Here is a 21,588-nt window from a genome sequence, read left to right as displayed (position 1 = left end):
TGTAACCGTCACTTTATGAACACTCCATCTCTCATTTACAGTTATTTCCGAGAACGAATATTGCCGTATACGTCTTACCTAGCGATCCCGAAGTGTTGACTTCAATGCTAACTCCATCTTCTATCGGTGTAACTTTCATCCCAGTATCTGCAGTCAGCAGTGTCAAGTCCGGTTGATGGACTTCAATCGTCACTGTGTTCTTCTTTTGCGTTGGATCAGATATCGCAATTTTCATTTCATCACTGTCTTCCTTCATGATGACAGTGGCAGCGGATGTAGCACTGATGCTGTCCACAGTATCTGCACTCCAGAAATTCGCAGTGGTGATGCCAAGCTGCTTATGGCTAACAGCCTGTACGGTTGAGGTGTTGCTCAGCACTTCTACTGCTGGTTGTTCACTATAAGCTTGTGTTTGTGCCGCTGTCTTACCCGGAAGCAACACATATTCGTAACTAGCTGCTTGTGGATTATTCCCATGTTCAAAGGCGATGCTAGCATAGTTGCGCGTCAGCTTATCTTTCGATTGACCGTTGTTAATATCAAACCACGAGCCTGTTCTCGCCTCGCGCACGACATGTAGTGTGGGCGCAGTTGGGAAGTAATAGCCCATATCTGCACCAGAACCTGCACGATTGCCCGCCAGGTGCACCCAGTTTACATCATCAATATCTGCTGCATAATCCAATGCTGTAGGCACCTGTACACCGTTAATCACTAAGGCGTTATCACCGCTGCTATTCAACTTGCGATTATCAACAATCGTTTCTACCGGTTTTGTAGCGGCCGATGTTTTACTAATATCTGTACCGAGGGCTACAATTTCATCATCGAACATAAACCATGATTTCTTACCACTTAAATCACTGCCCGTTACTTTCGATAATGAGAAATCCATGCCGCTTGCGCTATATAAATGATCTAGTGTTGCACCGCCAACATGACTTTTCGTGTTGTAATAGTACGCCCATTCGCCCGGCATCTTTCCTTCTCCTGAACCGTCTGTCGTCGTGCCTGGCAAGCGGAAACTATTAACCGTTGCCCAAAATCCATCGCGATATTGCAATAAGTCTTCGTTATAGATATAGGTCATGCCAAGACCGGTATCCCAGCCTTTTATATTTTCTTTGTTACCCATTTCAAAGGCAGAGATGCGGTCTGAGAACATACTTAGACCAAAAGCGTAGTCCGGACGATGATGTGCAACACGAGCCATACCGTTGAGCATATAACTGCGCGTTAACTCACCGCGCGCTGCAACACTATCATCGTTCATCACTTGCTTTAGCAACATCACACTATAAATCGGCAAGCCTTTATAGTAATCATCAAAGGTTGTATCCTTGCTTACCCATTCCTTAACCATACTGCGAATATTCGCGCTTATTTCTGGCGGTGCACCCTCTGCTAAACTTGCTAAGGCTACAATCGTACTGCGAGCCGTACCCGAACCGCTTCTGGAAATCCCCCGGCCGTTAACCATATCCATGTACAGCCCTTTGTAAATAACCGGTTCGAATGTATCACTTACCCACTTGTAAATGTTAGCCACACGCGGGTCAGTCACAGGCCATGGTGAAGTGTTGAGCAAATAAGTGATGTCCGCCGTGCGGCTGAGCCAAACTGCACCATAGCCAGCCGTGTAAGCGATATTCGAATGCTGCACCAGTGAACCATCTTCATATACACCATCACCATTCGTGACATAGTTAAATTCTGAACCAATCGAATCCCGTCCTTGCGTAATTTTAGCGCTATTTTTACCAATTACGCCGCGCAAAGTTACGACAAGCGCTTTGTCCAGCAAATTGCCACCAGTCTCGATAACGGAGCTATTTTGCACCCGCTTTGTTGGGTTAGGACAATATTTATCAATTGTCCGCATAAAGTCGCCTATTTGCTGATCGTTCAACTCATCATACATAAGAATCAAACAATCATTTAACAGCTGCGGTGCACCGATTTCAAATCCCCACCAGCTACTGGCGCTGCTGTAGGATAAACGCTCGTTATAGCGCTTAGCGTACATCCAATCTAGAGCACCAGTAATTGCATCCCGCAACTCTTTATTTTGATAGAAACGGGAAGATTCTGTGTTGTAAGCGGTTGCCAACGTTTTAATACGAGTAAACTCACTAACTATATTGTTGGCATGCTGCTCCTTCGTATCGGCGTTATCGACAAGATCTGACCATAAGTATCTGCGGCTGCCATCATCAGCACGAAGTGTATCGAGATAACCCGTCTTAGTGGCATTGGATACACTATTATCCATCTCAGTTACTAGTGCCTGAATAACGGGGTCAGCAGCGAGGGTAGCGTCTGCAGATCCAACTAGCTTCTGCTTCCAGCGTTCACGCAATTGGTTGTAGGCAGCTGCTGTTTCTGCGGATTCTACACCAATGTTACTTTGTGCCTTTATCATCTGGTCTTCTGTTGCAACAGTGACTGTTGCTACACCCGCAGCAACTGCTGTTACATTACCGTCGTTATCAACAGTAGCTACGTTCTCATCGCTAGTACTCCATATTACTTTGGGAGATAATAGCTCATTTGGAGTATGGGTTAATGTAAGCGGCTTCGTCTCCCCAACCGTCATCGCCATTGCCGTCGGTTCAAGCGTTAACATCGTTATACCGTCATACTCCTCCAGCCGAATGTTATCAAACCACACTTTGCCGGTGCAATTTTCAAAAAACAATTCAACAAAAAATTTGGCACCACCAGCTGGCACCGTTATAAAGACTTGCTGCATTCTCCAATCGTTCGTACCATAGACCTTAGTTGAACCAGGTCCATCTATTAATTTTGTGTTAGAAGCATTCAGCACAGAAGTGCGAAAATAAGCGCCGCTGCCACCTGTAATATTTTCGGTTTTATACCACACTTGCAAGCGGTACGATTTACCTGATTCAACAGGTGCCTTTGCATTAATAGATACGCGACTTGTTTGGGAAGCATCAATCAGCATCGATTGCTGACCACTATAATAAGTAGAGGTGTCGACCGTTACATTTACTGTTTTTTTAGTTGGCTTACCAGAACCTACTGGAATCCACGTGTCCCAATGAACAGGTACAGGATTCGTATCCGTATATTGAATCCAAGTACCGCTCGGCGCCGCTGTCATTTCGAAATCACCATTCGGTACTAAATTAACATCGGTAAATACGTTCGTATCTTGCCGCCAATTATCAGCATCTGATGCATCTGATGACATCGCCACAACTGTACTAACAGGCAACAACGTGACTACTATCGTAACTACTAGTAACAAGCTTAGTATCCTTTTCATCACTCCTACCTCCATCCCTGAGCAACTTACTGCAAAGGCGTCCCTCTTCCACTATTTACACTTTATATAGCATGGAATATAGAGACGCCCCGTTTCAGCGGATTGCTATTTATTATGTTACTTACTAATCGTTACTTGTTCTCTTTCTCATTAATAATCTTCGTTGCTTCTTCAACCATCCATGCTTGTACTTTGTCAATTGGCTCGTTGCTAAGCATAAATTTGCTGAAGCCATCGCCAATAACTTTTGTTAAATCAGCACTCGAAATGGTAAGCACCTTAGAAGCATCCAAATACTTAATATCGTCGCCAAACAGCGTGTACTTTAACGACTCTACATCGTACTTGTCCGTGTTTTCACCAATCATGCGCTCCAATAGTGCTGTTTGATCTGCTTTCTTCCAACCGGAAAACTCTTGTCTATTGGTTGAATCTGCTGTAGACATAAAGCGCATCAGCTTATATGCCTCTTCCTTGTGCTTCGTTGTTGAACCCATTGCTAATTGTGAACCGCCAACAAAGTATTTACCGCCCTCATATTCTTTAGGCAAAGCATTCTGTGGAGGCAAAGGAACTGGCGCGAAAGCAGTCACAAAATCATGTGGGTACTGCTCAAGATTACCTGGATCAGGAATCGTGAAGCTACCTGACATGATCATCGCTGCACTCCCGCCGAAAAATTCACTGCGATAGTTAAGCTTAGCTGCTAATACATCCGCGTATGTTTTCGCTGACTTATCAACACTCTCCATGTCTTTGCGCAGTTGGAAAAAGTACGGATAGGTTGGGTCAGACAGAATTGTACTGCCATCGTCATAGCGGAACGGATCTTTCATTACCGTTTGCGCTGGGGCATTCATATATAACTCCCACGAATGGAAGTATGTCCCATATCGTTTATCTACACCTTCGCCTTTTGTTAGCTTCTTCGCATAGTCACGATAGTCATCCCATGTCCAGCCGAATTTAGGAACAGGCAGTCCCGCTTCATCCAACGCATCCTTATTGAGCATTACATAAGTATAACCTGATGTATATTGCATCCCGTAATATTTGCCGTCTACTTGCGGATTAACATAATACTCATCTTCCGCTTTCAAACCTTCTTTATCATAGAATTCATTGAGTGGCGTAAATGCACTGCGAACTGCTCTTTCAACGACTGCTGATGAACTTGGTAATTGAACTACGTCAACTTCATCTCCTGACGAAATAAGAAAGTCTAATTTCTTCAACATTTCTAATGAATTACCTGGAACGAGCACGACATGTTCAACTTTAATACCAGGGTTAGCTGCTTCAAACTCACGCAGCATTGCGTCTGTAGCCCCTTCTTGGGCCTCATTATCCCAGTTATAGTACTTGAGCGTCACTTCCTTCGTCCCCGTACCTGCAGAACCGTTCGATTGTGCTGATTCGTCAGCAGCTTTGTTTCCACAAGCGCTTGTAAACATCATTAATGTGAGCAGTATGCATGTGGAAATAAGAAAATAGCGTTTTCTTTTACTTACCATTTGCAACTTCCTCCTAAAATTAATTATCGTATTGTTTTAATTAAGACCGTTGTTAGCGCTTACAGCCAGTATATAACGTTTGCAACTTGCTAGCGTGTATAATTTTGTGCTTGTGCGATAACGATTTTGACCTATTAGAAGATTCTAAGATATCTACGGATTTATCATGAGCCCGTATTGCTTACCCTTTCACACCACCAAGGGCAATCCCACTAATAACTTGTTTCTGCAGAACAATAAATACAATCAGCAGAGGAATAATCGCTGACACTGCCGCCATCATCATAATCGCATCGTTGGTCGTGTAATCATCCCTAAACAATGTCATGCCTAGCGGAACGGTATACAATGATTTCGATTGCAAGAAGATTAACGGATTTTGATAATCATTCCACGACCAGATGAATTTAATAATCGCCACCGTAGCTATCACAGGACGACAGAGCGGAAGCATAATCGAAGTGAAGGTACGCAGGTGCCCTGCACCGTCAATTCTAGCCGCTTCCAAAATATCATCACTTACACCGGTCATAAATTGACGCAACAAGAATGTAAAATAAATCGAAAACATACCCATCAATATTAGCGCTGCATGGGTGTCATATAGTCCCAGCCAGCGAATAAGCATGAAGCGAGGAATGAGCGTCGCTTGATCAGGAATAATCATCATTGCTAGCAGCATGGCAAATACGAGGTTTCGGCCACGAAATTTTAGCTTCGTAAATGAATAGGCTGCCATCGTTGATATAAGTAGCGAAAGTAAAGTAACGATAATCGCCACTTTAATTGAGTTCAAATAAATGTGACCAAACGGTACCCTTTGCATCCATACTGCCTTGAAGTTATTGACAACGTTGATGGAAGATGGAATCCATTCAATCGGAAAGCGCATCACATCTTTTTCAAATTTAAATGCCGATGAGACCATCCATAATAATGGAAAGATAAAAAAAATGGACAATGTCCCCATTAACACGGTAGCGATAATTTTAGAAGTCTTATTACGTAAGCTAAGCATCATACTCTCCCTCTCTCCCTTTCTATTAAAATGATTCTTCTTGACGCATCTTCCACGTTGCCGCCGTAATCAGACCGATAATCGCAAATAACAGCCAAGATATTGCAGATGCATAGCCCATCTTGTAGTTGACAAAACCTTCTTGATAGATGCGGAATACAATTACGGTTGATGAATTATCAGGGCCGCCTTCGGTCAAGTACGAAATAATATCGAACACTTTAAATGAACCAATTAGCATCGTAATCAGCAAGAAAAACGTCGTTGGCCGGAGCATCGGGATCGTGATATTGAAAAACTTCTTCATCCCCGTTGCCCCATCAATTTCTGCCGCTTCATATAGTTCTTCGGAAATATTGGACAGTCCCGCCATGTAAATAATAATCGTATAACCGAGCCCTGCCCACGCACTAATAATGGCGACCGAGATTAGTGATGTTTTTGGATCAACGAGCCATTTCGGGGGATTCGAGACACCAAGATCCATTAGAAATTGATTGATAGGGCCTAGCGAAGGGTGGAACAAAATGCTCCACACTGCTGCCACAGCGATAATCGAGGAAATGTAAGGTATGAAGAATACGACTTTAAAGTAATCTTTAAAGTAGACTTTACTATGAATAACAACCGCTAGCACAAGCGCAATCGCAATCGGCAATGGCACGGTTAACACCGTATACACTAAGTTGTTGTATAATGCCTTCCATATTGTCGGGTCTTGAAATAAGTGAATGTAGTTTTGCAAACCGGCAAATTTAATACCTGATACCCCAGACAATAAATCCCAATCTGTAAAACTTAAATACAACGAAAACCCAAGGGCAAATACATTAAGCAGCAACATACCCACAATTTCCGGCAGTAAAAACAACCAACCAAATAATGCTTCCTTTCTCTGTGGCGACCAAAATTTCTTCACTACGCGCTCCGCCTGCTGCTGTGGGAGCTGATAACTTGATTTTGTCTCCTCCACTTATGATGTCACCTCAACTTATAATTTGTTGACTTCATCATAAGGGGCAGACAAGGGAGAACAAAGGATGGATTATGACCTTGTGTGGGTAAAATTTTGACCTTTGTCGTGTAAGAAAAATGTCATCAAAACCTGTTAAGGAAAGCCAATGTTTTTGCTCCTTTGAGATGACTATTAGATTCACAAAGAGCACACGACGATATTGAGCATCATTTAGATGAAGGCCTTGATGGGATAAGTCGGACATGGAGAGATCTGAATCACTCGAACAAGCAGCTGATGAAGAAACGGGGATGTAACAAAACAAAAATAGAAAGGCAAACATATTGATGACTAAAAGATACACTATTCAACATCCCCCATAGAAACCGAAAAATCCGCTACTCAGTGAGGCATACATTCGCGCTAACGCCTGAGCGGTAGCGGCGACATTCACGGCGGATACGGCCGCTGCTTGGAACCAGGATTACTTCTGGCTTTTTACAGGGGAGGGTGCTCTCCATAAGGTCAAGGTCAATCAAGGTCGATTTTTTTGATACAGACTATAGTACACTTTTATGTATATATGTAACAGTTCAAATGATAATAATAAAAAAGGAGTACCCGTAAGTACCCCTTTTATTTATTCATTTTATTCTTCTTCCTGTAAATCAATTGCTGTCTGACAAGTCCAATAAAAATAATCGTAAAGAGTAAAGATTGAATCCAGTTACTTCTGTCCTTGAAGATCGTACTGTAATACGATACTATTAACCCAATTGCCAAAAGTCCCAAATAAACATAATTCCTTAGCAAAATGTTCTTTCTAAAGATAAAGTGAATTCCTAGAACGACTATTAATGTGTATAGAGTAAGAAAAGAAATGATGATTAATAACGCTTCAATTTGACTGATCTCCATGACTCTCCTTCACTCCTCTACGTTAAATCGCTTACTGGTTTGTTGTAACTTCGTAATAAATAACTGGCAACCAATATTAGTTCGAAGTTTTACGTTACTGCACAATTGCTTTCATTCACTTTATTCTCCTCTCTGGGCGTACAAGAAATTTAAAAGGAACACCTTTTTGGTGTTCCTTTTTATGTCCGTCAAACGTATGCTAGATAGTGTGAAGACTAACATACCCGATTACATCACTTCTTACTCCACAAAAATGTTTTTAGTGCAACTAAGAACAAGACAACCGTCAGAGCAATCGAATAGTATAAGTTTCCGGGGTCATATAAGAATGTATAATTCCACGACATGATGACCAGAAGTACAAACAATACCAATACAGTTTGATCTGATTTGAAAATGTTCTTTTTGAAAACGAAGCTACCTACAAGAGCGGCTATTATAAAAACAGCAAATACAAGTAGTAAGATATTGTGCATAGCCCCTCCTTTCTGTTTGATAAACTATTTGAGGTTACAACAAAATATGTCCAAGGGAGCCAATGAAAATTAAACGTAACTCCCTTGCCATCGTTTTTGTAGGACAATTCATTTGCAAACCATGCAGCACCGAAACCTGCAACCGCCGACCAAAATGATACGATTTGACCTCCAGGAATAAATGACGCCATACCTGAATCGTTTGCATCTTCACATCTACTGGATAGCTCACTCTTGTTGCTAATGTAAAAACACCTCCAAGGTTGTCTTTATATCTTACGATATAAGAACATTCTCTTGAAGGTGTTTATTTGTCTCACATTATGGGATCTGCTTCGTTAGGCAAAGAATCCCTGCTTTATTACTTACTTATTACTCATAATCATAATAGAAGTAACCATTACCCTCTATTGGATGGACTGAACCATCTCTTCGTGAAACATACACATAATAAGTACCGGGATCAATTGTTTGTGTGTAGCCTTCTGACGAGTCTCTTTCTCCAATATAACTAAATTTAATTTTCTTGTCCTTGAAAGCATGTGTTCTTCCGTTATCGAGTTTTTCTTCTATGTGGAAATAAAGCTTCAGTGGAAGTTCTTTCTTACTATAATCGTCTAGCACAGCAGCAAACGATAGATATTTTACTGGCTTCTTAAATGTAACCTCGAACCTTTTACCAGAACTTTTCGTTGCATACACGCCATCATCTCTGTACCCGACATGGAACTTGAAGTTTTTACTAGTTCCTGCATATCCAGTTTGAGGTGTAGTGAATGTAACTACTAAGGCGACAACGAAGAAAGCAAAAAACGTGTTACGGAAATATTTCCTCATATTCCTCTTCCCCCTTTATGTGGTAGATGTTAGGTGGTTATTATAGCATGCAAGCTATTAAAAGGCAATTTTACTGTGAATACATGGCAATTCAATCAAAATCTATCATTGGTTTTTACAGAAGAAAAAGAGAGAGCGATTCTCAAAAAGTCCACTTTCTTCATAAAAAGGCCGTCAGAGACAACGAGCCTCAAGAATCACTTCTAAGGCTCGTTGTCAGCAGAAAATAAAGTATTAGACCGGATGTCTATATTGGAACAGCGACAGCTAAGGACGAGAAAATAAAGTTCTAGACTGTCGCTGTTTCATTGAACTAACGTTTCCCGTTAGTTGAATCACACGTTTATTCTATAAATATTGTTACTTTATTTGTTTGAGCATCTTATTAATAAGTGGACGAAAAATAAGAAAAATTAAATAGCGAATCATTCCTCCAATAGTATTATTTATTAAATCTGTAACATCAAACTTCTACTTATTGGTCCTGCTGACCATATATACAGTAATTGCATTAGCTCTATTGATAAAGAAAATAATAATGAAAAAAGAGTTATAGTAATTACATTTCTTTTTCTTACGAATAGGAAGTAAAAATCCAAATGGTATTAACATAATAATATTTAGAATAGCTTCCCTTATAGCACCGTTAATTCCTTTAATCACATCTCTAAAAGGAACCAGATTCATATTTTGAAGAAATAAGTTATTACCTCCTGGTATTGGAATAAAGAAGGGCATCAAGGTAAAAAACAGAACAAATGCGTCAGTCTAGTACTTTATTTTTCAGTCTATAACTTTATTTTCTTTCGTCAGTATTTGTCCATCATCGGGGCTGCTTCCAAGACACTTTGTGAGAAATCATCCTTACCAATTTCAAGGATGCGATTTTCCTGTGACTGTTGTTGAAGGTTTTCTGCAACCGTGGCCTCTGATGCGAATGCGGCTGGAGCAACGACTGACAATAACATGCTTACACTCAATACAAAAGTAATGATTTGCTTTTTCATTTTTTTCATCTCCTTAATAATATAATGATTCGATATCTCATGGATCGGACTTTGTAACTTATCATTTTCTTCGATGATGTCTGATGCAATCTGTGCTTACTTCCAATCACTACAACCAAGGAAAATAGGTACCCCTCCTCGATATAACGACTGCCCGATCCAATGCTATTACAAAGACTTAGTTGGTGTTAATCCTAGCTGTTTCTTTGCACGGCAAGGAAAGAGCGCTTCGGAGTTGATTCCCAGTGTTGTCTGCCCTTCTCATCTGGAATCGACTCTATATTATTGAAACAAGAATGCTAACATGGCCAAGTATAGCATCCTTGAAACAACCTTCCATTACTCCCCAAAACTTTAGTTCAATATAAGCTTTAGTTGATCATCGATGCATTTCGAACCCATTGGATTCGTTTTCTATAGGTGAAGATAATACTAGCAATATATTACCTTATCTGCCTTTATATAACAGGATCGAATATTCATCTATTTTAATCTTATTTTCCTGCAACCATTGCATCGTACACGTTCTTCGACTTGATTTTATTCAAACTTCTTTATATATCTCCCTTTTATGTACTCTCTTCTTTGAATCTCAAGTATATAAATATCTAGTTGTTGACTAAGTCGGACTACTTCCACCTACATGAATCGAAAACGTCTAATTTCATGGTTATTTTTTCTGTACGCTTGGATTAAACAAATGGAGAGCAGGGGGGCAATATGAATCAATTTGAAAAACTAATTTCTAATGTGCGTATCTTCAAGCTGCAACGGAGGAAAAGCCTGAAACTTATAATCTTGTTAATTTCTAAAGGAGTGTTTTTTACTGAATGATAAAAGTCGATCAGGTTATAAAAATCAAATCCCTTGGAGTGGAGGGAAGAGTTGAATATATAGAGCAAGCATATTTGTATCAGGATTATATGTATCCGGTACAATTGAGACTGAATGAACCTTATTATGAAGCTGGCTGCGAGTTGCCTAATGCTTATATGTATAGAACTGGACTGAAGGATTTAGAAATAGAAGGCCCTTTATAAAGGAATTATGAACATATCTTGGAATACAAAAAAGTGATAAAAATATTTTGTAAAAATGCCTTTTTTCGACAGACAACTTCCTCCGATTATGTTAAATCCTAAGCATCGTATAGATTTGTCTAAACGTACTACATAAGAGGAGGTTTGAAAAGATGAAAAAAGTATCTATTGCATCTTCTGATACAGACATAAGAAAATCTACTGTTGTAGATCCCTGGTTCTGAGACAAGATGAATGAGATCTGGGATATTTGATTTTTTCATAGTCAACTTTGTAGTTACTTACTTCTTTATTATATACGAAGGAGTTGGCTATACTAAACGTTTCTTACTATCCGTCTTCTTGCTGATTATGGTTGGTATTATGGATTTTATTAAGCACTACATGAAAAGGAAAAACCATTCAATGTCTTTTCTGTAATTCGATTGTGAAGTCCGTTGTATTATTTAGAATAAACTCCTTAGACCTAAAGGGGTGATTGATTTGATTATTTTTCTAGCTTTATTTATCGTAGGCAACTCAAACTAGCTAGCTGGGAAAGGGAACTTTCGAAAAGTGAAAAGATAATATATGTAATCACTTCGATTGCACTTCCTGTCTACGCAGTTGCTTATTTTATTCTTCTTTTGGGACATGAGTGCATTATTCTGTCTCAAGGGATGATTTCCAGACTGAAGATGTAAAAATGTGTCTTAAGAATATCTTATTACAGTACGATATTCAAGGGCAGGAATAATTGGCTTCAACTTTTCTCTTTGCGACTTGTTAGACAAAAATTGATTTACAGGAAGAAGAATAAAATGGATAAATAAAAGGGGAACTTACTCATTAAGATAAGGCGCGGAAACCATAATCAAGCACAAGAGCAGGTTATCGAAAAGATAGCCCGCTCTTTTTTTGTTTCAAAAGAAAATCAAGACTTAACAGGTAGATGGATATGTGTGGCGAAGACCCTTGAAACAGGAGGAGGCCACGTCCATGAATGAGTATGCGAATTCGCTAAAAGAAACGCTGGCATCCCTTATATATTAATGAATCTAGAATATAAAGAGAGTCCCACATTTATTTTCTTAATGAAAGTAAATTATAAGACTCTCTTTTCATAGTGAAGATATTTTAACTAGCTGAACTAGGTCCGCATGTTGCCACAAATAAAGCGATTGTTATTGGATTAACAGCTATCTGCGCAGCAAGTAAAATAGCTCCCGCTGCTGCAAGATATTGCCCGGCGTCGATATAGCTCTTTATCTCGTCCCATACAGCACTTGTGATCCCCAATAAATCCTGCATACATTTATCGAAGGTATTATTAAGACTATAGTCTCCTTGATTCATTAATTGTTTAGCATATTTAAGAAAACGTTCTTGTTCTTCTTCAGTATAGTGTGAGTTCTTTAACTCTTCTTCGTTGACAAGATAGACTCCTGTCTTTTCATCCTTTACAAGGATATTCGAGAAAATGTATTCCAATTCATAAGCCAATGCCTGAATTTCCTTCTCCGTTGGATTTTGACTTTTTGCAAAACTGTGTGTTGCCGGGAACAGTCCCTTAATCTGATTTTGTTACAACCCCTTGCATAGTGAAATGTTTATGGTTTCTGTTTATGTTTCCTTTGAATCTCAAGTATATACATATCTAGCAATTGACTAACTCGGACTACTTCTTCATCTTTAAAATCCCCCTTATTCTCGACTCCCTTGGTTAATTTCTTCCTCAATTCGATAATTTTATTCTCTAGAGAAATGACTGCTCACCTCACGTACACTATCTATTCTATGTATAGTATAATGCACGTTTACAGTCTGATTTGTGAAAATATTTTATTGCATCATTTGTCGAAAAAGGAGCATCAAGAGATGCTCCCAAAATTATCACGGATATATGCTCCCTGACCCGCCAGAGAATGCAACGACTGTTATTAAGGGGTTAAAGGTACGTTCAATAAGGAATAATAGACCCAGTGTCACTTGATAATGCAACTACTGTTATAAGAGCAGTGTAAAGAAAAGCTGGAGCACAGATTCTTTGGATTAAATTTTTCAACTATAGCCCTCCGTTCCTTTAGTTCGTGTTTAACTTTTGAAAAACCACCATTTAAGGTGCTTTACCAAGGATGGACACTTCCTGACCCGCCAGTAAACATTGCTGCTGTTGTTGCTATTATAGCTGTGCTAAGAAGGACATTGCAGATTAAGTTTTTAATTTTGTTTTTCACGCTAATCCCTCCAATTCTTTAACGCTTCGTTGGTAGTAATCGCTTAACTTTTCTAGTGTAGACTGCGGCGAAACGTTATGTGTTAAATGGATATACATCACCGTGTTAAGGCATTCTTTTTCTTTAGCTGCATCGTCAACTTTGGAGTACCACAAGGCCGATTCCACCTTACTCGTAATACTTTTGTCTATGTCGCCCGAAGCCAAATAATATTCTCCTTTAACTCGAAGACTGTCAGCATAAGTAGCGCAAACCAATGGATTAGCCTCATCGACTACAAAGGCAGTTGTCTTGTCGTTCTCCAAAATAGCTTTAGCCCCTTCAATGTTTTTCTCCTGTAAGTACAATTGAAGAAGTTGTTTTGTCGCCGGAATAATGGACGCATTGCTACATATCTCAAGAAATGATGTAAGCTGTTCGATGGCTTGGTTGACACTTCCTTTTTTGCAGCGTAAAACGCATCCATAAGAACAACATTTTCTTTTATATTTGGATAAGCAAAATTTTTATATTGAAGCAGATACAATTCTGATTCAGTGTATGCCCCTATGCTAAAATATGCATCTATGAGGACACCGAGCGCATCTGCTTTGTAATGCCCTCCGACTTTCAATACTTCCTTGCAATAAGCAATGCACTCGTTATGATTGCTAAGGGTGTATGCATGTATGCCTAATTTATAGTACAGGCTCGCCCGTTCCTCGGACGATAAGAAGTCAGCATAATGAAGAATATACTTTCCATTTTGATAGGTCTCCTTCAATCTGCTGAAATCATTTCGTTCAATGAGGTAACGTTGATACATGCTTTTAGCTATGTAAGGCATAATTCCGTGGGAACGTGAGTAATCAAGGATGAGGTTATACAACGCGAGTTTAATGGAGTCGTTGTCGATAGAGTCGATTTTGCGATACAATTTACTTACTGCTTCCAAGCTATCTTCATTTGGCGATTCAAGAAAGTTTTTTAGAGATTTTCAGTATCAGCGAAGGATGCTCAAGCGTTTCCAACTCATTCTGTAAAATTTCGTATAGTACTTCCGCCTTATGTCCAATCTCGATGTACTGTTCTACGATGGATTCATGGGGGATATTTAATGCAGAAGTAATAGATAAGATGGCTTGGAAATCAGGCCGCTTAATCTCGTTGTTTTCAATTCTCGACAGGCTGCCTTTATCTATGCCGACTGCTTCTTGCAGCTTCGCCAGAGTCATTTCCTTCCTCTTTCGATGATGCTGTATCAGCTCCCCCAAACTCATTGGCTTCGTAGCAACGGTACTCACAACCTCACTCCTAAGTAACAAAATATTTGTTTTACACCTATATATTACCATGCCACTCTGCGAATCACAAACATTTGTTTACACTTTATCCATTTTGCGAAAGAGAAAGACCATGTACAAGATATAGAATCGAGAGTGTTTTTTGATGTATCGGAAGGTGCATTTAAGAACACTTTTTTGTGTCAAAAAAGTTTATTACAGAAAGGGATTTAAGGGGTTTGATTGTGGGGAAAGGGTTGAAGGAGCTGGCGTAATATCGAGGAAAGATTGTTATGATAAGGGGAAATGGGTGGTTTAGGGGTGAGAAAGGAAGAAAATAGTGGGATAGGGAACAGGAGGTTTTATTGGTGTGAAGAGGAATTTACGATACACGATCCGATACTAATATCGGTTCAAATTTTAAGCGAGGTGTGTGAATGGAAGTGCTAAGAGCATATTTTGTAAAAATTAACTATTACTAGATGTAAACTATCCCCCCTATATATCAAAATACTGCCTATATAATTTACGTTATATGGGGAGTAAAGGGAGGCTTGCCAAAGAAGTTCAGGCTTGCCGCTATTGGACGCGTTATGTCGACGAAGACTGGATCATTGAAGGCATTACCTCGATCTACAAAGCGACGTCTTGGAACAAGGCGCGCCGGGCAGCGATCATCCGTAAGGCGCAAATGTTCGATGACGGTCATAGCCGAATTCTGTTCGACACGGATGGGCAGTATGAAGCGATCGCGACCAATTTGCAATGGGAGCCGATCGATTTGTGGCGCTTCTACAATCAGCACTGCTGCATGGAAAACTTCATCTGGAATGAGTACTCCCCAAAATTTCATATGGAAAATGGGGTTGCCTCTTCAGTGGGGAGGGGGAAAGACCCGTCACTCGCCTCAATCTTATGGGCTTTCGAAATTTAGGTTTAATTTAATGACTTCCTGATCAAGAGCATTGTCGCTGATATCGAATTCTTTCATATCTCCTCTGTCAGCAGCAATAGTTCGCGGAAATGCTCCGAATCCTCCTACTAACTCATGATGATGAATACTAATTCGCCCCCCACCTCGTTCAAACAATTTGATAAAAGGTTCATATATATCGGGATATTTAAGAGCAATTGGATGTTGTTTATCTATCAAAACACACCATTCAATATAACCGAAACAAATCAGCTTGAATACCGATAAATTTACCTCCTTAAGATCAGGACAGATTGATAGAAGCGTATCATAATCGAGAATATCTATGTCCTTTTCAATGATTCTCGAAAGCACGAAAAAATACTTATACTTTCTTTATTCATAAATTGCAATAAGATAGCAACTCTACGATAGTATTCAGCAATAAGTGTCGCATCCGAAGTCCTTAATGTCTTTATATATCATATAGACAGAAAATTATTTTATTCAAATATAAGGAACAATGATACTTGATTCTCCTTAAACTTAGGTTTTATTTCACGCCTGTTGACCACATAAACAATCAAGACTGAATAAAGCTGTCCGTATACCGCATTTTCCGTCGTTCCAAACAAAGTAAGCACATTTAGATGCTGCTTTATCCATCGAAAAAAAAAGCTCTATTTGCTAGCGTTTTTTATAGATCTCAGCAACCTGTTCTGCCGAGATCGCCCTTAGATCCGTAACTACCCGAATTTCATGACCATGTCCATCCTAAAACGCCGTTCTTGAGAGCGACGATTGACCTTCCGTTTTATAGAGGTCAAATCGTTTAAAAATCTCATCAGCCAACTCTGTAAACGTTTCCCATTCACCAACTTATGATAAGTAAGCAACATCATTATGCTCGCCACTCCGCTAGCAACGCGCGGATAGTAGTCCTGCTCATTCTGGCTTACAATGAAATCATATTTCAACATTTACAGTCCTCTATATAACCATTGGGTCGGGATCAAGAACGTCCAAGGTGTCGTAACAATCGCGATTGCTAAGCATACCTTCAGTCTCTGTGCAGGACTCGCAATATGCTTTTTAAATGTGAACTTGTAATTCAGGATAAATATGATAGAAGAAGAGATGAACATCGCGATAATGACGAGCATGAAGCCGGATATATTGTGAAAAGGATTATAAGCAACCGCTGAGATCGCTTCCCGAGGCAGCACCTGCATTCCTTCCAGCAGCAGCAAGGAAAATAAGAACAGGGCTCCGATAAAATCGGCAAGAAATCCGAAGCCCCACACTTTCCATATGGTCTTTTTATAAATGAGCCCCAATGTTTGATCCGCTGATACGAGACCGAATGCATACGCGGAAGCGAGAAGGACTAGCGAGTCGATGATGAAGTTGCCTGCCAACGTAACGAGAATGATCGGCGGATAAAACATGATGAACCAAATCGGAAATATTACATTGTACAACTTTATCTCTCTCATAGCATCACTCTCCGCGTATGTTACCTTATTTGCTTCATTAGATCTAAAGCCTCAACAGCATATGAATATCCTTCGGCTCTTTTTGAAAAAGCTCGGGATCGACGTCATCCGTCAATTGGCTTCCATTGCTCTCCGAATCCGACAAGCGAATCGCCATCGAATGCGCCGACAGCCATTCCCGCCGTTTCTCAGCTCGGATACGTATCGTTCTTCTATCTCTCTCAGCAAATTGAGATCCCCACTCGGATATTCGTGATTCGCATGAATTTGCGTCATCTTGCCATCTGCATTTCAAAAATAAGATCAATACGACGGATTGTCAAGTTAAGTGCGACACCTCTTCCATGAAAGTTTCGTGAGACGAACGCCGAGCAAGGCATTTTCGAAGTCGAGCATTTGATCCATTGAATAGCATCGGCTAACTGTTTTTCCGTCACCTCTCCAAAGTCATGCCCCTTTGGGAAGAACTCTCTGAGAAGGCCGTTTGCGTTCTCGTTTGAACCTCGTTGCCATGAGGAACAAGGATCGGCAGAGTAGACTTCTTTAACCGTTCATCAATTTATAATATATAAGGCGAAAAGGCAAGCCCCTGTTACCTCGGCGAACACTACATTTCGTCCAGTTGCTGTCGCTGGCCGAATCGAAGCAACCGAGTCCCTTCAGATTCAAGCCGGCGTTGCCCGGATCGATGTTCGTCCCGGTTTTGAACCCGGACTGCTTCGTGACGTTGTGCCGCCCTTACACCGTTATGCTGAGCTTCACCGCTGCTTCACGTCCGTAAAATGCAATATGCACAACGATTAGCGACATATTGATCTCAAGTTGAATCACGTTGGTGAGCCGTATGCCTTAGTAGGGCACGTACGGTTCGATAAGGGGAGAGCCATGTAAGTGGTTCCCCTACTTTATCGTTTCAAGTAAATGTTTCTTTTTCCCGACGTATGCGCATATTCATTACGGGTTAGGCAGAATCTAATGAAAGGGATGAAAGCCTATTTTACTGGTTAAGAAAACAGACCATGAACACAGGTAGGTGAAGGTTGTGGCAGAAAAAAATATTTTGGCCTATTTTTTAAGTCCGGAAGAAGCCGAAAGTGTGTCCAAGAAGCTGCAGGCGCTGCATGTCGTGGACATGTCAATTGATCGTTTCAGCATGTATCCAGCCAGTGATTCATACGGTTCGCCGAATCTAACCGGCAGTATGGGCAGTTTAACCTCCGTGACCTTCGGGGACACGCTCGGAGGTGATTCCACCAACGTTCTAGCTGCTACAAATGTATCGGCAAGCGGAATGAGTGACGGGGGGCAGGGTGGACCCACCGGAAGGGACATTTTGCTGACTGTTGTGGTGGAGGAGGAGTCTTTTGACAAAGCCATGAGAATTATTGAAGACGCGGGCGGTATGGTGTAAAGGTAAACGTCAAATAAACCCACCTAGCGGCCAGTGAAGTGCCCCTGTCAAGTAGACAGGGTAAAAAATAAAAAATTAGTCTATTTCCCTCAGTTCAATTTAACAGAGCTGAGGGTTTTCTTATCGTTATACAACTCGCCGATATTGGTTGGGTACAAGCCATTTAAACGTTCGTAAGCGTCAAGCCGATCACACCTCTTTGCATTCTTTTTCATTTTATCAAGATCTTGATTGAACATCCGCATTCGTAACGGATAAGGGAAGTCCCCCATCCAGGGGGACTTCCGTCTTCTACGAGCAGCGGCTGTAACCGCAGTTCGCACAGGTCTTGCAGCCCTCGACGTTCAGGAGCGAGGCAGTGCCGCAGGACGGGCACAGGTCGCGCGAGGCAGATGCGCTGCCGCTCTCCTTCAGGCCGATGACCGGGGTCTCAATCGTCGCGGCGATCGGAGCCGGATCATTCTCGGCGCCGAGTCCGAGCGCTTCCTGCTGGTGAATCTCGAGCGCCTTGGCTACCGCATCGGCAATCGATTCGACGCGGTTGGCGCCGAAGCCGATCGCGCCGGAACCGCCGATGCCCTTCAGATGCTTGATGAGCAGCTCGACCTTGTTGCCATGATCGCCATAGCGAAGGAACAGCGAACAGACGCGGCCGAGCGCTTCCGCCATCGCGAATACATCGGAACCGGCCTTGCCAACGTTCAAGAAAATCTCGCCCGGAATGCCGTTCATATCGTTAATCGTAATATAAGCCATGCCGAATGGCGTATTCACCTTATAGGTCGCGCCACGCAGTACTTGCGGACGGCGCTTGTACACATTGCTGCCCGCCGGGTTCGGCGCTGCCGCCAACGTGGCCGCCGGAACAGCAGGCGCTTCTGCCGCCTCTTCTGCCGGGGTCCCAGCTTCGGTCTGGTCAGCTTGTCCGTCTTCCTTGTTGTCTCCCTTGTCGGTCGACAGAACCTGAACATCGCGGCTGCCGTCGCGATAGATCGTGACGCCCTTGCAGCCGAGATCGAAGGCCAGCTCGTACAACCGCTTCGTCTCTTCTACCGTGAAGTCGTTCGGACAGTTCGCCGTCTTCGAGATCGAGCTGTCCACCCAGCGCTGGATCGCCGCCTGCGCGCGGATATGATCCTCGGCGGACAGATCCATCGCCGTAATGAAGTAATCCGGCAGTTCCTGGCCCGGATGCGCGTCCATCCATTCCTGCGCAATCGGCACGAACTGCTCGTCGAAGCCGAGGCGGCTTTGCCGGAAATATTTGAAGGCGAAGTACGGCTCGATGCCGGTCGAGGTGCCGACCATCGTCCCGGTGCTGCCCGTCGGCGCTTGCGTAATGATGGTCACATTGCGCATGCCCTGCTGGCGAATCGCTTCCCCGACCTCCGGGTACACCACCTGAATGTTCTTCATGAAGCCGCTCTGCAGATACGGCTCCGTCTCGAATGCCGGGAACGCGCCCTTCTCGCCCGCGATCTCCGCCGACGCGAGATACGATTCGCGCGCGATGAAGCCGAACAGCTTATCGAGGAACTCCAGCGATTCCGGGCTGCCGTAGCGGATGCCCAGCTTGATCATCAGCTCGGCCAAGCCCATCGAGCCGAGGCCGACGCGGCGCTCGTTCTGCTGGTTCTCTTTATTTTCCTCGAAATGATACGGAGTCTTATCGATTACGTTGTCCAGGAAGCGCACCGCATAGCGCGTCACGGTAGACAGCTCGTCCCACGCGACATCATGCTTCTCCTCGTCATAGAACTTGGACAGATTGAGCGCGGACAGATTGCAGACGCCCCATGCCGGCAAGCCCTGCTCCCCGCAAGGGTTCGTGCAGATGATCGGGTTGAAATACCAGCTGTTCGACATCTGGTTGTAGTATTCCATGAACACGACGCCCGGCTCGGCCGATTTCCACGCCGACTCGATAATCGTATGCCAGATCTCGCGGGCCTTGACGGTGCGGTAAGGAATGACCGCCTTGCCGGCCTGCTTCCATTTATCAAGGTCTCCGTCCCACAGCTCGTCATATTCCGGATCGGAGGTATCCGGGAAGACCAACTCCCAATCCAGATCTTCCTTGACCGCCTTCATGAAGCCGTTGCTCACGCAGACAGACAAATTGGCGTTCGTCACCTGGCCCATTGTCTGCTTCACCGTGATGAAATCGACCACGTCCGGATGCCAGTCGTTCATCATCAGCATGAGCGCGCCGCGGCGGCTGCCCCCCTGCTCGATCAATCCGGTCGTATAGCTGAACAATCCGCCCCAGGAGACAGCGCCGCTAGAGGAACCGTTGACCCCGCGCACGATCGCGCGCCGAGGACGAAGCGACGACAGGTTGATCCCGACGCCTCCGCCCCGGGCCATGATTTCGGTCATCTCCGACAAAGTCTCCATAATACCGCCGCGGCTATCCTTCGGCGAAGGAATAACGTAGCAGTTGAAGAGGGTCAATTCCTCGCTCGCCCCGGCCCCGGCCGCGATGCGGCCCCCAGGAACGAGCTTCCAGTCATCTAAGATATAACGGAATTTTTCCGTCCATTCGTTTTGTTTTTCAGGGGTTGGTTCTACCGATGCCATCGCAGCCGCCAGCCGATCCCACATTTCTTCCGGTGTTTTCTCTATCGTCAAGGTCAGCTTCTCTACCGTGGATTGAACCACCTCTCCGCTTCTCAGCTTGACAGAGACGAAGCGTCCGTTACGCTCTACCACTTCTCCGACTTCCTTCGCCGGGAACTTCGGATCGTCTTTGGTCAGCACCAGGACGACATCTCCTACTTTGGTGTTGTTCGTGTCTGCATCCTTCCATGCGTACCGATCCAGAAATATTTTTTCGCTCAAGCCTTCCAAGCGCTGCTTATGCCCCGTATTCAAAGAACACAACCTCCTATATATTACTCGCTACTTGAATGATAACCACCGCACACGATAATTGAAGCATTGTACAATGTATGTATTTTCCACAATATATTGTGTGCGAAAATCATTGTACTATACTACATATAGAATTTCTAATAAGAAAAAAGGAATTATAGCGAATGGATGAGAACCGGGGAACTCCATGCTTCGTTTTTCTCTAGCAATCTCTCTATTTTGTCTCTTGCATTTTCCTGAGGAAGGCATACCTCCCGCCCCCGCCCCGCTAGCAGGCGCCACGAGCAACCTCTGGCCGACAGAAAAGCAAGAAGGGCAAAAAAAAAAAAAAACCAAAAAAAGATAAGTCAATAGGAGAA

16 protein-coding genes and 2 pseudogenes are annotated in these 21,588 nt (G+C 42.7%); 3 read left to right on the top strand and 15 right to left on the bottom strand.

What is annotated here, in order from left to right; all coding sequences use genetic code 11:
* Positions 1-31: 31 nt before the first annotated feature.
* From DQX05_RS14435 to DQX05_RS14390, 6 genes are all read right to left on the bottom strand, one after another.
* Positions 32-3,292 (bottom strand): polysaccharide lyase family 8 super-sandwich domain-containing protein, encoded by a 3,261-nt coding sequence (locus DQX05_RS14435; RefSeq protein WP_182914750.1) that lies wholly within the window; start codon positions 3,290-3,292, stop codon positions 32-34.
* Positions 3,293-3,423: 131 nt separating this feature from the next.
* Positions 3,424-4,806, bottom strand: a complete 1,383-nt coding sequence (locus DQX05_RS14430) for an ABC transporter substrate-binding protein (RefSeq protein ID WP_119794275.1) — start codon at positions 4,804-4,806, stop codon at positions 3,424-3,426.
* A gap of 181 nt (positions 4,807-4,987) precedes the next feature.
* Positions 4,988-5,824, bottom strand: a complete 837-nt coding sequence (locus tag DQX05_RS14425) for a carbohydrate ABC transporter permease (RefSeq protein ID WP_119794391.1) — start codon at positions 5,822-5,824, stop codon at positions 4,988-4,990.
* Between the two features lie 25 nt (positions 5,825-5,849).
* A complete protein-coding gene (locus DQX05_RS14420) occupies positions 5,850-6,797 on the bottom strand; it encodes a carbohydrate ABC transporter permease (protein ID WP_259391998.1) in 948 nt (315 codons plus the stop codon).
* 1,748 nt (positions 6,798-8,545) lie between these two features.
* Positions 8,546-9,010 (bottom strand): hypothetical protein, encoded by a 465-nt coding sequence (locus DQX05_RS14405; RefSeq protein WP_119794272.1) that lies wholly within the window; start codon positions 9,008-9,010, stop codon positions 8,546-8,548.
* Positions 9,011-9,819: 809 nt separating this feature from the next.
* Positions 9,820-10,017 carry a hypothetical protein gene (locus DQX05_RS14390; RefSeq protein WP_119794269.1) on the bottom strand — a complete coding sequence of 66 codons (198 nt, stop codon included), beginning with the start codon at positions 10,015-10,017 and terminating at the stop codon, positions 9,820-9,822.
* An 830-nt stretch (positions 10,018-10,847) separates the two neighbouring features.
* Here DQX05_RS14390 and DQX05_RS14380 point away from each other — a divergent pair.
* Complete coding sequence (locus DQX05_RS14380; protein ID WP_119794267.1) at positions 10,848-11,057, top strand: hypothetical protein; 210 nt, start codon at positions 10,848-10,850, stop codon at positions 11,055-11,057.
* Between the two features lie 1,116 nt (positions 11,058-12,173).
* On the opposite strand, the gene DQX05_RS14365 is transcribed toward DQX05_RS14380, so the two are convergent.
* The 5 genes from DQX05_RS14365 to DQX05_RS32100 all read right to left on the bottom strand — a co-directional run bounded on the left by DQX05_RS14365 (position 12,174) and on the right by DQX05_RS32100 (position 14,556).
* On the bottom strand, positions 12,174-12,539 hold the full coding sequence (locus tag DQX05_RS14365) for a hypothetical protein (protein WP_119794265.1): 366 nt from the start codon (positions 12,537-12,539) through the stop codon (positions 12,174-12,176).
* Positions 12,540-12,646: 107 nt separating this feature from the next.
* Positions 12,647-12,775, bottom strand: a complete 129-nt coding sequence (locus tag DQX05_RS14360; protein WP_259391997.1) for an aspartyl-phosphate phosphatase Spo0E family protein — start codon at positions 12,773-12,775, stop codon at positions 12,647-12,649.
* Positions 12,776-13,269: 494 nt separating this feature from the next.
* Positions 13,270-13,578 carry a hypothetical protein gene (locus tag DQX05_RS32110; protein ID WP_259391996.1) on the bottom strand — a complete coding sequence of 103 codons (309 nt, stop codon included), beginning with the start codon at positions 13,576-13,578 and terminating at the stop codon, positions 13,270-13,272.
* On the bottom strand, positions 13,548-14,207 hold the full coding sequence (locus DQX05_RS32105; protein ID WP_259391995.1) for a hypothetical protein: 660 nt from the start codon (positions 14,205-14,207) through the stop codon (positions 13,548-13,550). The genes DQX05_RS32110 and DQX05_RS32105 overlap by 31 nt, the downstream gene beginning before the upstream one ends.
* A gap of 19 nt (positions 14,208-14,226) precedes the next feature.
* On the bottom strand, positions 14,227-14,556 hold the full coding sequence (locus DQX05_RS32100) for a helix-turn-helix domain-containing protein (protein ID WP_259391994.1): 330 nt from the start codon (positions 14,554-14,556) through the stop codon (positions 14,227-14,229).
* Positions 14,557-15,085: 529 nt separating this feature from the next.
* Here DQX05_RS32100 and DQX05_RS14350 point away from each other — a divergent pair.
* Positions 15,086-15,361: pseudogene (locus tag DQX05_RS14350) on the top strand (IS1380 family transposase); the annotation flags it as partial.
* A gap of 87 nt (positions 15,362-15,448) precedes the next feature.
* On the opposite strand, the gene DQX05_RS14345 reads toward DQX05_RS14350, so the two are convergent.
* The 3 genes and pseudogenes from DQX05_RS14345 to DQX05_RS33165 all read right to left on the bottom strand — a co-directional run.
* On the bottom strand, positions 15,449-15,823 hold the full coding sequence (locus tag DQX05_RS14345) for a hypothetical protein (protein WP_119794263.1): 375 nt from the start codon (positions 15,821-15,823) through the stop codon (positions 15,449-15,451).
* 605 nt (positions 15,824-16,428) lie between these two features.
* Positions 16,429-16,944 carry a hypothetical protein gene (locus DQX05_RS14330; protein ID WP_259391992.1) on the bottom strand — a complete coding sequence of 172 codons (516 nt, stop codon included), beginning with the start codon at positions 16,942-16,944 and terminating at the stop codon, positions 16,429-16,431.
* 319 nt (positions 16,945-17,263) lie between these two features.
* Positions 17,264-17,486 (bottom strand): annotated as a pseudogene (locus DQX05_RS33165) (transposase); the annotation flags it as partial.
* Positions 17,487-17,986: 500 nt separating this feature from the next.
* Here DQX05_RS33165 and DQX05_RS14320 point away from each other — a divergent pair.
* Positions 17,987-18,355 (top strand): hypothetical protein, encoded by a 369-nt coding sequence (locus tag DQX05_RS14320; protein ID WP_119794261.1) that lies wholly within the window; start codon positions 17,987-17,989, stop codon positions 18,353-18,355.
* A 291-nt stretch (positions 18,356-18,646) separates the two neighbouring features.
* On the opposite strand, the gene DQX05_RS14310 is transcribed toward DQX05_RS14320, so the two are convergent.
* Positions 18,647-21,229: an adenosylcobalamin-dependent ribonucleoside-diphosphate reductase gene (locus tag DQX05_RS14310; protein ID WP_119794259.1), complete on the bottom strand. Its 2,583-nt coding sequence runs from the start codon at positions 21,227-21,229 to the stop codon at positions 18,647-18,649.
* Between the last annotated feature and the right edge of the window lie 359 nt (positions 21,230-21,588).

Source organism: Paenibacillus thiaminolyticus (assembly GCF_003591545.1).
Lineage (GTDB): Bacteria > Bacillota > Bacilli > Paenibacillales > Paenibacillaceae > Paenibacillus_B > Paenibacillus_B thiaminolyticus_A.
This window is presented reverse-complemented; position numbering and strand designations above follow the sequence as displayed.